The 13854-nt window shown below is 60.8% G+C and carries 10 protein-coding genes; all 10 read right to left on the bottom strand.

Features of this window, described 5'->3' with window-relative positions; genetic code table 11:
- Positions 1-1047: glycine cleavage system aminomethyltransferase GcvT (gene gcvT / locus DBR18_RS24115; RefSeq protein WP_177482431.1), on the bottom strand; the 1047-nt coding region annotated here is incomplete at its 3' end.
- Positions 1048-1089: 42 nt separating this feature from the next.
- Complete coding sequence (locus DBR18_RS24110; protein ID WP_108592200.1) at positions 1090-2466, bottom strand: L-serine ammonia-lyase; 1377 nt, start codon at positions 2464-2466, stop codon at positions 1090-1092.
- Positions 2467-2667: 201 nt separating this feature from the next.
- Complete coding sequence (gene gcvP / locus DBR18_RS24105) at positions 2668-5520, bottom strand: aminomethyl-transferring glycine dehydrogenase (protein WP_108592199.1); 2853 nt, start codon at positions 5518-5520, stop codon at positions 2668-2670.
- Positions 5521-5531: 11 nt separating this feature from the next.
- A complete protein-coding gene (gene gcvH / locus DBR18_RS24100) occupies positions 5532-5915 on the bottom strand; it encodes a glycine cleavage system protein GcvH (RefSeq protein ID WP_108592198.1) in 384 nt (127 codons plus the stop codon).
- Between the two features lie 430 nt (positions 5916-6345).
- Entirely contained in the window at positions 6346-7854 is a 1509-nt protein-coding gene (locus tag DBR18_RS24095; RefSeq protein ID WP_108592197.1) for a sigma-54-dependent transcriptional regulator, read from the bottom strand.
- A gap of 158 nt (positions 7855-8012) precedes the next feature.
- Complete coding sequence (locus tag DBR18_RS24090; protein ID WP_108592196.1) at positions 8013-8375, bottom strand: DUF5064 family protein; 363 nt, start codon at positions 8373-8375, stop codon at positions 8013-8015.
- Positions 8376-8440: 65 nt separating this feature from the next.
- Positions 8441-9370 (bottom strand): carbamate kinase, encoded by a 930-nt coding sequence (gene arcC / locus DBR18_RS24085; protein ID WP_108592195.1) that lies wholly within the window; start codon positions 9368-9370, stop codon positions 8441-8443.
- A gap of 254 nt (positions 9371-9624) precedes the next feature.
- A complete protein-coding gene (locus tag DBR18_RS24080; protein WP_003227481.1) occupies positions 9625-10635 on the bottom strand; it encodes an ornithine carbamoyltransferase in 1011 nt (336 codons plus the stop codon).
- 68 nt (positions 10636-10703) lie between these two features.
- Positions 10704-11960 (bottom strand): arginine deiminase, encoded by a 1257-nt coding sequence (arcA, locus tag DBR18_RS24075; protein ID WP_108592194.1) that lies wholly within the window; start codon positions 11958-11960, stop codon positions 10704-10706.
- Between the two features lie 31 nt (positions 11961-11991).
- Positions 11992-13419, bottom strand: coding sequence for an arginine-ornithine antiporter (arcD, locus tag DBR18_RS24070; protein ID WP_108592193.1), 1428 nt, complete (start codon positions 13417-13419; stop codon positions 11992-11994).
- Between the last annotated feature and the right edge of the window lie 435 nt (positions 13420-13854).

Raw genomic sequence — 13854 nt, 5'->3', positions numbered from 1 at the left:
CCATACGGGTGTGTCGAGGGTGACATACGCGCTGTCCAGGTAACCCATCGCCAATGGGCCGCCCAGAGTCGGACCGAAACCGCCGCTGCACACGCTGCCGATGATGTCGCCGGCTTCGTTGACGATTTCTGCGCCTTCACGCACCGGGGTCCGCTCCTGTGGCAGCAGGCCGACGCGTTTGCGGGCGACACCGTTCTGCTGTTGAGCAAATACCTGCTCCGCCCCCGGGAAACCACCGGCCCGCGCGCCGTCGGCACGGCGAGGCTTGGAGATCGCCCATAACAGGCTGGCTTCGATTGGCGTGGTCTCGGTGTTCATGTCGTGGCCGTAGAGGCACAGGCCGGCTTCCAGGCGCAGCGAGTCACGGGCGCCGAGGCCGATGGCCTGGACTTCCGGTTCGGCGAGCAGTGCGCGGGCGAGTTTTTCCGCGTCGGCGGTGGGCACCGAGATTTCGAAGCCGTCTTCACCGGTGTAGCCAGAGCGGCTGACGAAGCAATCCACGCCCAGCAGTTGCACGCGGTTGAACTGCATGAACGTCATCTTCGCCACTTCCGGTGCCAGCCGTGCCAGCACCGTTACGGCGGCCGGACCTTGCAGAGCAAGCAGAGCGCGCGCTTCGAACAGCTCCGTAATGGTGCACTGATCGCCGATGTGTTGTTGCAGATGCGCCAGGTCCTGATCCTTGCACGCCGCGTTGACCACCAGGAACAGCTCGTCGTTGCCGAGGTTGGCGACCATCAAGTCGTCAAGGATGCCGCCGTGGTCATTGGTGAACATTGCGTAGCGCTGCATGCCCACCGGCAGGTCGATGATGTCCACCGGCACGAGAGTTTCCAGGGCCTTGGCGGCATTGGCGCCGCTCAGGCGAATCTGGCCCATGTGCGAGACATCGAACAGCCCGGCCTGCTCACGGGTGTGCTGGTGTTCCTTCATCACGCCCAGCGGGTATTGCACCGGCATGTCGTAGCCGGCGAACGGCACCATGCGCGCGCCGAGTTCGAGGTGCAGAGCGTGCAGCGGGGTTTTCGATAGTTGTTCGGTGGACATCTTCAACTCCTGAAAAAATGTACAGCCGCCAATGCGCGAGCATCAGCATTCGATAATGTTGACCGCCAGACCGCCACGGGCGGTCTCCTTGTATTTGCTTTTCATGTCGGCGCCGGTCTGGCGCATGGTGCGGATGACCTTGTCGAGGGAGACGAAGTGCTGCCCGTCACCACGCATCGCCATGCGCACCGCGTTGATCGCCTTCACCGAACCCATGGCGTTGCGCTCGATGCATGGCACCTGCACCAGCCCGCCAATCGGGTCACAGGTCAGGCCGAGGTTGTGCTCCATGCCGATTTCCGCCGCGTTCTCGACTTGCTGCACGCTGCCGCCGAGCACTTCGCACAACGCGCCGGCCGCCATTGAGCAGGCCACGCCGACTTCGCCCTGACAGCCGACTTCGGCGCCGGAGATCGAGGCGTTTTCCTTGTACAGAATGCCGATGGCGGCGGCGGTCAGCAGAAAACGCACCACGCCATCGTCATTCGCACCGGGGATAAAACGCATGTAGTAATGCAGCACCGCCGGGATAATCCCTGCCGCGCCGTTGGTGGGCGCGGTGACTACGCGGCCGCCGTTGGCGTTTTCTTCGTTGACCGCCAATGCATAGAGGTTGACCCAGTCGAGCACCGACAGCGGATCGCGCAGCGCCGATTCCGGGTTCTTGCACAGTTGCCGATGCAGCGCCGCCGCCCGGCGTTTGACCTTCAGCCCGCCCGGCAGAATGCCTTCGTTGCGACAGCCAGCGGCAACGCAGTCCTGCATCACTTGCCAGATTTTCAGCAGACCGGCGCGGGTCTCTGCCTCCGGGCGCCAGGCACTTTCGTTGGTCAGCATGACCTGGCTGATCGACAGACCGTAGGTGGCGCAATGGCTGAGCAAGTCCTTGGCACTTTTGAACGGGAAGGTCAGCGGTGTGGCGTCTTCAACGATGCGGTCAGCGCCGGCCGCATCTTCATCCACAACAAAGCCACCGCCCACCGAGTAGTACTCGCGGCTGCGGATTTGAATACCCGCCGCATCGAACGCACGGAAGATCATGCCGTTGGGGTGGTAGGCCAGCGGTTTGCGGATCATCGCCAGGTGTTCTTTCTCGTTGAACGCAATGCTGTGTTCACCGAGCAGGTTCAGCCGGCCAGTGCCGCGAATTTCCTGCAGACGGGCGGCGACGGTTTCGGTGTCGACGGTGTCCGGGTGTTCGCCCTCCAGGCCGAGCAGCACGGCTTTGTCGCTGCCGTGACCCTTGCCGGTGGCGCCAAGCGAGCCGTACAGCTCGACCCGAACGCTAGCGGTTGCGGCCAACAGGTTTTCCCGGCGCAGGCCCTCGGCGAAGCGCGCAGCAGCACGCATCGGGCCGACGGTGTGGGAGCTGGAAGGGCCGATGCCAATCTTGAACAGGTCGAACACGCTTAACGACATGAGTGGTTCTCCGGTTTCTTGTTATAGGAATTGGCGGAATATCAGGCTTGGTACATCCCCCTGTAGGAGCTGCCGAAGGCTGCGATCTTTTGATCGTGTTTTTAAGATCAAGATCAAGATCAAGATCAAGATCAAAAGATCGCAGCCTTCGGCAGCTCCTACAGGGAAGGAGCGGGGCAGATAAACCTGCCCCTTCTTCGGTTAAGCGTAGCTTTCGATCGACGGGCAGGCGCACACCAGGTTGCGGTCACCGAACACGTTGTCGACGCGACCGACCGGCGGCCAGTATTTGCCTTCGATCAACGACGCCACCGGATACACCGCCTGCTCGCGGCTGTACGGGTGGGTCCACTCGCCAACCAGTTCCGCTGCAGTGTGCGGGGCGTTTTTCAGCGGGTTGTCGTCCTTGTCCAAAGTGCCGTTTTCCACTGCGCGGATTTCTTCGCGGATGCGGATCATGGCGTCGCAGAAGCGGTCCAGTTCTTCCTTGGATTCGCTTTCGGTCGGCTCGATCATCAGCGTGCCGGCGACCGGGAACGACATGGTCGGGGCGTGGAAGCCGAAGTCGATCAGGCGCTTGGCGACGTCATCGACGCTGATGCCGCTACTATCTTTCAGTGGACGCAGGTCGAGGATGCATTCGTGCGCCACCAGGCCGTTGCTGCCGGTGTACAGCACTGGATAGTGCTCTTCGAGACGACGGGAAATGTAGTTGGCATTGAGGATCGCCAGTTGCGAAGCGCGCTTGAGACCCGCGCCGCCCATCATGCGAATGTACATCCAGGTGATCGGCAGAATGCTTGCGCTGCCGAACGGCGCTGCGCAGACCGCGCCTTCTTTGCGCTCCATCTGGCCGTGACCCGGCAGGAACGGGGTCAGGTGCGACTTGACGCCGATCGGGCCGACGCCCGGGCCGCCACCGCCGTGGGGGATGCAGAAGGTCTTGTGCAGGTTCAGGTGGCTGACATCGCCGCCGAACTTGCCCGGCGCGCAGAGGCCGACCATCGCGTTCATGTTGGCGCCGTCGATGTACACCTGGCCGCCGTTGTCGTGAATGATCCCGCAGATTTCGCGGATGCCTTCCTCGAACACGCCGTGGGTCGACGGGTAGGTGATCATCAGCGCGGCGAGGTGTTCGCGGTGCTCGATGGCTTTGGCGCGCAGGTCTTCGATGTCGACGTTGCCGCGTGCATCGCACGCGGTCACCACCACGCGCATGCCGGCCATGTTGGCGGTGGCCGGGTTGGTGCCGTGGGCAGACGACGGGATCAGGCAGATGTCGCGGCGCTCATCGCCACGGCTTTGGTGGTAGGCGCGAATCGCCAGCAGGCCTGCGTACTCACCTTGCGAGCCGGCGTTCGGTTGCAGCGAAATCGCGTCGTAACCGGTGGCGGCGCAGAGCATCGCTTCCAGTTCGTCGGTCAGTTGCTGGTAACCGGCGCTTTGTGCGGCCGGAGCGAACGGGTGCAGGGCGCCGAATTCGGCCCAGGTCACCGGGATCATTTCGCTGGCGGCGTTGAGCTTCATGGTGCACGAGCCCAGCGGGATCATGGTGCGATCCAGTGCCAGGTCCTTGTCCGCCAGTTTGCGCAGGTAGCGCATCAGCTCGGTTTCCGAGTGATAACGGTTGAACACCGGGTGGCTGAGGATCGGCGACTGACGCACCAGCGCAGCCGGGATGGTGCTTTGTACCGAAGCGGCCAGCGCAGCGAAGTCCGGCAGGGTTTTGCCGTCGGCGAACAGGCCCCAGAGGGTTTCGATGTCAGTCTGAGTGGTGGTTTCGTCGACCGACAGGCCCAGACGCTGAGTGTCGATTACGCGCAGGTTGATCTGTGCAGCGTGCGCCTTGTCGTGCAGTGCGGCAGTCTGTGCGCCGGTGGCGACGGTCAGGGTGTCGAAGAAGTGCGCCTGCTCGACGGTCTGGCCCAGTGCGCTCAGGCCCTTGGCCAGAATCGCGGTCAGGTGATGCACGCGGTTGGCGATCTGGGTCAGGCCTTTCGGGCCGTGGTACACGGCGTACATGCTGGCGATGTTGGCCAGCAGCACTTGTGCGGTGCAGATGTTCGAGGTGGCCTTCTCGCGGCGGATATGTTGCTCGCGGGTCTGCATCGCCAGACGCAGCGCCGGTTTGCCGAAGCGGTCAACCGACACACCGACCAGACGGCCGGGCATGTCGCGCTTGAACGCATCCTTGGTGGAGAAGTAAGCCGCGTGCGGGCCACCGAAGCCCAGCGGCACACCGAAGCGTTGCGCCGAACCGATGGCGACGTCGGCGCCGAACTCGCCCGGGGCGGTCAGCAGGGTCAGGGCCAGCAGGTCGGCCGCTACGGCCACCAGTGCGTTGGCGGCGTGGAAGCGCTCGGTCAGTTCGCGGTAGTCGAACACATCACCGTTGCTCGCCGGGTATTGCAGCAGCGCGCCGAAGAACGGCGTCACGTCGCTCAGTTCACGCTCATCGCCGACCACCACGTCGATACCCAGCGGCTCGGCACGGGTGCGCAGTACGTCGAGGGTTTGCGGGTGGCTGTGGATCGAGGCGAAGAACTGGTGGCTGCCCTTGTTCTTGCTCAGGCGCTTGCAGAAGGTCATGGCTTCGGCAGCGGCGGTGGCTTCGTCGAGCAGGGAGGCGTTGGCGATCGGCAGGCCGGTGAGGTCGCTGATCAGGGTCTGGAAGTTCAGCAGCGCTTCGAGACGGCCCTGGGAAATTTCCGGCTGGTACGGGGTGTAAGCGGTGTACCAGGCCGGGTTTTCCAGCAGGTTGCGCAGAATCGGCGACGGCGTGTGGCAGTTGTAGTAGCCCTGACCGATGTAGGTCTTGAACAGCTGGTTTTTGCCGGCAATCGATTTGATCATCGCCAGTGCGTCGGCTTCGCTCAGGCCATCGTCCATGCCGAGCACGCTGGTGCCCTTGATGCTTTCCGGGATCACGCTGGCGCTCAGCGCTTCGAGCGAGTCGAAGCCGAGGCTGTTGAGCATGGCTTGCTCGTCACCGGCGCGCGGGCCGATGTGACGGGCAATGAATTCGTTGGCAGTGCCGAGGTTTACTTGGGTCATGTCGTTACTCCTCAGGCTTCGGCTTGGGCTTTGATAAAGCGGTCGTAGGCGTCCTGATCCAGCAGTTTCGCTACAGCCGAGGCGTCACTTGGCTGGAAGCGGAAGAACCAGCCTTCGCCCAGCGGATCTTCGTTGACCAGTTCCGGAGCTTCTTCCAGCGCCGGATTGGTTTCCAGCACGTCGCCGTCGAGCGGCATGTACACGCCGCTGGCGGCTTTCACCGATTCCACGGTGGCGGCTTCGGCGCCTTTTTCGTAAGCCTGCAGCTCAGGCAGTTGCACGAACACCACGTCGCCCAGGGCGTTCTGCGCGAAAGCGGTGATGCCGACAGTAACGCTGCCGTCAGCTTCGGTGCGCAGCCATTCGTGATCTTCAGTAAAACGCAACTCGCTCATGGAAACTCCTAAGGGGCCAGACTCGTCTGGTGGACGCGGTGGAAGGCTTGGGCGGCAAAGCCCTGATTTTATGAACGGATACTTAGCAAGAACGCGGCCATCTTGAATTTATCTATATAAAACAATGAGTTATTGATTTTTGGTCAATGCGATGACGAGGCGTGTGTAGCGAAATCGCTACAGATCAGGGCAGGGAAAAAAGCTGAATCGGATCAAAGCCTTGCACAGCAGTGATCGGAGAAGGGTGTATCGATATCGTTCCGCTGTAGCGCTTTCAGTACAGATGGAGGTCGCTTTCAAGCAGAAAATACAAATCCTGAACTGGAAACCCGCGCTGTAGGAGCTGCCGAAGGCTGCGATCTTTTGATTCTGTTTTTCAAGATCAAAAGATCGCAGCCTGCGGCAGCTCCTACAGGGGATTTGTGGTGGTTCAGGGTTTGTTGGGGATGCCGTATTTGCGCAGGCGATGGGCGATTGCCGTGTGCGAGGTCTGCAGGCGGCTGGCCAGTTGGCGGGTCGAGGGGTAGCTGACGTAGAGTTTTTCCAGCAGCGCTTTCTCGAAGGACTCGACGGCTTGTTCGAGGCTGTCGACGTCGCTGTCGGTCTGCCGCGCTACCGAGGTGCCGGCGATGTCCAGATCGCCGATATCGACCAGACTGCTTTCGCAGATTGCCGCCGCACGGAAGATCACGTTCTGCAACTGGCGCACGTTACCCGGCCAGCGATTGCCGAGCAGCGCCGGATAGGTGCCGGGGGCGAGGCGGCAGACCGGGCGCTGGATCTGCGCACACGCCTGCTGCATGAAATAGCGCGCCAGCAAAAGAATGTCCTGACCACGCTCCCGCAACGGTGGCACCTCGACATTGAGTACGTTGAGGCGATAGAACAGGTCTTCGCGGAACAATCCCTCGCTGACCATTTTTTCCAGATCGCGGTGGGTCGCGCTGAGGATCCGCACGTTGACCTTCACCTCGCGATCACCGCCCACTCGACGGAAGCTGCCGTCATTCAAAAAACGCAGCAGTTTGGCCTGCAAGTACGGCGACATCTCGCCGATCTCGTCGAGAAACACCGTGCCCTGGTTTGCCAGTTCCATCAGCCCCGGTTTGCCGCCACGTTGCGCACCGGTGAAGGCGCCGGGGGCGTAGCCGAACAGTTCGCTCTCGGCGAGGTTTTCCGGCAGGGCCGCGCAGTTCAGTGCGAGAAACGGCGCACTGTGCCGCGCACTGATCGCGTGGCAGGCGCGGGCCACCAGTTCTTTACCGGTGCCGGTTTCGCCTTGAATCAGCAGTGGCGCATCGAGTGCGGCGACCCGTTGTGCGCGGGCCTTGAGGGTGCGAATCGCCGGAGATTCGCCGAGCAGCGCGTCGAAACCCTCGGCGTGGTCATGGTGCAGCGCCGAGAGCTGTTCGCCGATACGGTTCGGTTGATACAGGGTCAGCAGCGCGCCTGCGTCGGTGATCGGCGTGGCGTCGAGCAACAGGGTCTGGCCGTTGACGGTGATTTCCCGCAGTGACAGGCGCAAGCCTTGTTCGAGCAGGGTGTCCAGCAGGCCGGGATCGTTGAACAGTTCAGCGACGCTTTCCCCCGCCGGTTCGCGGCCGTACAGGGCGATCAGTGCCGGGTTCGCCAGCAGCACTTTCCCCGCGCTATCGAGGGCGAGTACCGGGTCGGTCATCGCCGCGAGCAAGGCATCCAGCTGCAAGTGCCGGCGCTGGCCCGGAAGAATATCGACCACCACCACGGCCTCCACGCCGCGCACGCGGAACAGCGCATCTTTCAACTCTTCGAGCACTTGCGCACTCAAGGTCGGCGCGTCGATGTAAACGTTGGGCGGAATCATCTCCACCGCATCCAGATTGAGATTGCGCCCACCGAGGATCGCCAGGACTTCCTGGGTAATGCCGACGCGGTCGATGAAGCTGACGTGGATACGCATGGGGGCGGTTCAGTGTTCTGCAGTGCGGAGGGGGGCAAGTATGCCTTGGGGCGGGGCAATGGTGAAATCAGATCAAAAGATCGCAGCCTTCGGCAGCTCCTACAGAAAAGCGATCAATGTAGGAGCTGCCGAAGGCTGCGATCTTTTGATTCGGGTGGTTATTCGAGGTGTTCCGGTTTCACCGGGTCCCCGGATTTCATATTCAACTGCACCCGCACATCCTCGAACATCAGGTCGTAATGCTTGTGCTGCGAGCCGATGCTGCTGTGAGTCTTGGGAATGCCATATTTCTCGGCAATCTTGGTCACGTTGCTGGCGAAGTTGTAGGCCTGGTCCTTGGGCAGGAAAAACGTTTCCTTCATGTCCTTGCCCTGGATGCTGCCGTGCAGGGTGAACTGCATTCCTTTGCCGTCCTTGGGATCGGTGAACACTTGATAGTCGAGGCACAGGTCGTAACTGACATCGTCCTTGTTCAACGCGTGCCGCTCGATGTGCAAATGACCGGGTTCGAACTGAGCCATGGGTTTCTCCTTTCAAGGCATGGGAGAAGGGCAGAACCTCGGCCTGCCCCAGGAGTTTCTGATCGTTATCGGTAGCTGATACCGGACTTCGCCGTGCTGACCCGCGTACCCGCAGTGCCCTGAACGATGGCTTCGATGTCCGCCAGCGAGCCGATCACCGCAACCTTGCCAGTATGGCGTGCGAATTCGCAGGCTGCCTGCACCTTCGGCCCCATGGAGCCGGCGGCGAAACCGAGGCGTTCGAGTTCATCCGGGTGCGCTTCGGCGATGGCTTTCTGCGACGGCTTGCCGTAATCGATGAACGCCGCGTTGACGTCGGTGGCGATCACCAGCAAGTCGGCTTCCAGTTGCTCGGCCAGCAGTGACGAGCACAGATCCTTGTCGATCACCGCCTCGATGCCCTTGAGGTTACGGTGCTCGTCGTACATGGTCGGAATACCGCCGCCACCGGCGCAAATGACGATGCTGCCCTTGTCCAGCAACCACTTGATCGGGCGGATTTCAAAGATGCGTTTTGGCCGGGGACTGGCCACCACGCGACGGAATTTGTCACCGTCGGCGGCAATCGCCCAGCCTTTCTCGGCGGCGAGTTTTTCCGCTTCGGCCTTGTCGTAGACCGGGCCGATCGGTTTGGTCGGGTTCTGGAAGGCCGGGTCCTTGGCGTCGACTTCGACCTGGGTCAGCAGGGTGGCGAACGGCACTTCGAAGTCCAGCAGGTTGCCCAGTTCCTGTTCGATGATGTAGCCGATCATGCCTTCGGTTTCGGCACCGAGCACGTCCAGCGGGTAAGGGGTGACGGAGGTGTAGGCCGCCGCCTGCAGCGACAGCAGGCCGACTTGCGGGCCATTGCCGTGGGCGATGACCAGTTGGTTGCCGGGATGGATCTTGGCGATTTGCTCGGTGGCGATGCGGATGTTGGCGCGCTGGTTGTCAGCGGTCATCGGCTCGCCACGACGGAGCAGGGCGTTACCGCCCAGAGCTACGACGATACGCATAATGCAATCCTTTCAGAATTCGATAACCCTGTAGGAGCTGCCGAAGGCTGCGATCTTTTGATCTGGATCTTTTAAAAAAACAAAGTCAAAAGATCGCAGCCTTCGGCAGCTCCTACAGGTAATGATTAACGGCTCGGTGCGATCACTGTGGGAGCCGGGCTTGCCCGCGATGGCGGTGTATCAGTCAGCATTTCTGTTGTCTGACACACCGCTATCGCTGGCAAGCCAGCTCCCACAGTGACCGTGTCGATCAATTAGAGATCAGCCAGGGTCGAGACCAGGATCGCCTTGATCGTGTGCATGCGGTTTTCCGCTTGCTCGAAGGCGATGCAGGCGGGCGACTCGAACACGTCGTCGGTCACTTCGATGCCGTTGGCCAGGTGCGGGTACTGTTCGGCGATCTGTTTGCCGACCTTGGTATCGCTGTTGTGAAACGCCGGCAGGCAGTGCATGAACTTGGTGCGCGGGTTGCCGGTGGCTTTCATCAGCTCCTTGTTGACCTGATACGGCAGCAGTTGCTGGATACGCTCGGCCCAGGCTTCCACCGGCTCGCCCATCGAGACCCAGACGTCGGTGTGGATGAAGTCCACGCCTTTGACCGCCGCTTTCGGGTCTTCGGTGAGGGTGATGCGGGCGCCGGATTCTTCTGCGTATTTTTTGCAGCGATCCACCAGGTCGTCATGCGGCCACAGGGCTTTCGGCGCGCAGATGCGTACGTCCATGCCCAGTTTGGCGCCGACCAGCAGCAGCGAGTTACCCATGTTGTTGCGCGCGTCACCGAGGTAGGCGTAACTGATTTCGTGGATCGGCTTGTCGGCGTGTTCGCGCATGGTCAGCACGTCGGCAATCATTTGCGTCGGGTGATATTCATCGGTCAGACCGTTGAACACCGGCACCCCGGCAAACTTCGCCAGCTCTTCGACGATTTCCTGTTTGAAGCCACGGTACTCGATGGCGTCATACATGCGACCCAGCACGCGGGCCGTGTCCTTCATGCTTTCCTTGTGGCCGATCTGCGACGAGTTCGGGTCGATGTAGGTGACGTTGGCGCCTTGATCGTAAGCCGCCACTTCGAACGCGCAGCGGGTGCGGGTCGAGGTTTTTTCGAAGATCAGGGCGATGTTGTTGCCCTTCAGGTGTTGCTGCTCGGTGCCGGTGTACTTGGCGCGTTTCAGATCGCGAGACAGGTCGAGCAGGTAACGCAGCTCACGTGGGGTGTGGTGTTCCAGGCTGAGCAGGTTACGGTTGTGGATGTTGAACGCCATGATGATTCTCCTTGGATTCGGTAATCGGCCCGGCCGCTACGGGATGGGTGCGGCCGGGGAGATGGTCGTTAGTAATCGATTGGGTCACGCACGATCGGGCAGGTCATGCAGTGGCCGCCGCCACGGCCACGACCGAGTTCGCCGGCGCTGATGGTGATGACTTCCACGCCGGCCTTGCGCAGCAGGGTGTTGGTGTAGGTGTTGCGGTCGTAGCCGATGACCACGCCCGGTTCCACGGCCACCACGTTGTTGCCGTCGTCCCATTGCTCGCGTTCGGCGGCGAAGCTGTTGCCGCCGGTTTCCACCACGCGCAGCTTCGGCAGGTTGAGGGCTTTGGCCACGGTGTCGAGGAAACTGCCTTCCTCGCGGCGGATGTCGATGCCGCCCTGTTTGCTTTCGTCAGGGCGCAGAGTGAACGCGACAATCTGGTTGACCACTTCCGGGAAGATCGTCACCAGGTCGCGGTCGCAGAAGCTGAACACGGTGTCCAGGTGCATCGCGGCACGGGACTTCGGCAGGCCGGCGACGATGACTTTTTCCACGGCTTTGTTCTTGAACAGGTTCAGCGCCAGTTGGCCGATGGCCTGCCGCGACGAGCGTTCACCCATGCCGATCAACACCACGCCGTTGCCGATTGGCATCACGTCGCCGCCCTCGAGGGTCGAGCTGCCGTGATCCTTGTCCGGGTCGCCGTACCAGATCTCGAAATCGGCGTTGGTGAACTGCGGGTGGAACTTGTAGATGGCAGTGGTCAGCAGGGTTTCCTGACGTCGCGCCGGCCAGTACATCGGGTTCAGTGTCACGCCGCCGTAGATCCAGCAAGTGGTGTCGCGGGTGAACTGGGTGTTCGGCAGCGGCGGCAGGATGAAGCTGGAGTGGCCGAGGAAGTCGCGGAACATCTGGATGGTCTTGCCACCGAAGCTGTCCGGCAGATCATCGGCCGATACGCCGCCGATCAGGTATTCGGCGATGTGTCGCGGCTCCAGGCTCTTCAGCCAGGATTTCACTTCGCTGATCAGGCCCAGGCCCACCGAGTCAGCGGTGACCTTGCGGTCGAGGATCCAGTCCAGCGCTTCGGGGATGGCGACGATGTCGGTCAGCAGGTTGTGCATTTCCAGCACTTCGATCCCGCGTTCACGCATCTTGGTCACGAAGTCGAAGTGGTCGCGTTTGGCCTGGGCCACCCAGAGCACGTCGTCGAACAGCAGTTCATCGCAGTTGTTGGGGGTCAGGCGCTGATGGGCCAGACCTGGGGAGCAAACCATGACTTTGCGCAGTTTGCCGGCTTCGGAATGGACGCCGTACTTAACTTTTTCCGTGGTCATTGCAGTGATCCTCCAGATTACAAATCAAGGGTTACAAGGTCAGGAAGCCGTCGTAGAGACCGTAGGCAGCCACCAGGGCACCCACGACCACTGCGGCGAAAATCAGCTTCTCGACGTTAGTGAAAATCGGTTGTTTGAGTTCCAGCTTGGCCTTGGCGAACAGGATCGCGCCGGGTGCGTAGAGCAGGGCCGAGAGCAGCAGATACTTGACCCCGCCGGCATACAGCAGCCACACCGCGTAGATCAGCGCGATGCCGCCGATAATCAGATCCTTGCGCCGTTCGGCCGCAAAACCCTCGTAGGTTTCACCGCGCACTGCCAGCAGCAGGGCATAGGCGGCCGACCACAGGTACGGCACCAGAATCATCGAGGTGGCGAGGTAGATAAGTGACAGGTAAGTGCTGGCCGAGAACAGGGTGATGATCAGGAACAGCTGGACCATCGCGTTGGTCAGCCACAGGGCGTTGACCGGTACGTGGTTGGCGTTCTCGCGGCGCAGGAACTCGGGCATGGTGTGGTCTTTGGCGGCGGCGAACATGATCTCCGCGCACAGCAGCACCCACGACAGCAGCGCCCCCAGCAGCGAGATGATCAGCCCGACGCTGATCAGCACCGCGCCCCAGTGACCGACCACGTGCTCCAGCACGGCGGCCATCGAAGGGTTCTGCAGTTTGGCCAGTTCCGGCTGAGTCATGATGCCTAGCGACAGCACGTTGACCAGCACCAGGAACAGCAGCACGGTGATGAAGCCGATGACGGTGGCCTTGCCGACGTCCGAGCGTTTTTCCGCCCGCGCCGAGAAGATGCTTGCGCCTTCGATGCCGATGAACACCCACACGGTGACCAGCATCATGTTGCGCACCTGGTTCATCACGCTGCCCAAATCCGGGTTTTTCACACCCCAGATGTCGGCGGTAAAGATGTCCAGTTTGAAAGCGAAGATCGCGATCAGCACGAACAGCAGCAGCGGCACGACCTTGGCGACGGTGGTCACGAGGTTGATGAACGCCGCTTCCTTGATCCCGCGCAGCACAAGGAAATGCACGGCCCACAGCAGCACCGAGGCGCCAATCACTGCAGCAACCGTGTTGCCTTCGCCGAAAACCGGAAAGAAATACCCGAGGGTGCTGAACAACAGAACAAAGTAGCCGACGTTGCCCAGCCAGGCACTGATCCAGTAGCCCCAGGCGGACGAGAAACCCATGTAGTCGCCGAAACCGGCCTTGGCGTAGGCGTAGACACCGCCGTCCAGGTCAGGCTTGCGATTGGCGAGGGTTTGAAAGACAAAAGCGAGGGTGAGCATGCCGACAGCGGTGATGGCCCAACCGATCAGCACCGCGCCGACGTCGGCGCTGGCGGCCATGTTTTGTGGCAAAGAGAATATCCCGCCACCGATCATTGATCCGACTACCAAGGCAACCAGTGCACCTAGTCGTAGTTTTCCGGGAGCTTCAGACATTGCATGACTCCATTGCAGGAGAGAAGAGTTCACAGCGTAATGCTGTTGTCTGTTCAAACAGCTGACTTGGATCAGTTCATGGCCACATTCCATTGTTAATGAATGACTTATGAAACAACTGAAGGCATAACGCTATCGTCTGGAAGGCCCGTCCTAGAGGCCTTTGCCTGTTGTGGTTGGGAATTGGTCTTATTACTTTCGAATTATCACGCTAGTTGTTTTTCAGCTTTTGGCAAATTTTCAGCATCTGTTTTCAGTACAGAATTGATTTATTAGGATTCGCGCACAAAACTGTCTTACCGTGCTAGGCGTTAGCGTCAGTCGCTATATCAAAGGTTCGATTCGGAGTTGTTCGAAATAAAATGTACACAGGCTTTATTCTTTAAGTTAATTCCCTGAAACAGACGCACTTAGTGGCGAGGGGATTTATCCCCG

Source organism: Pseudomonas sp. HMWF021 (assembly GCF_003061005.1).
Lineage (GTDB): Bacteria > Pseudomonadota > Gammaproteobacteria > Pseudomonadales > Pseudomonadaceae > Aquipseudomonas.
Note: the sequence above shows the minus strand (reverse complement) of the source record. Positions and strands in the feature narration are given on the sequence as shown.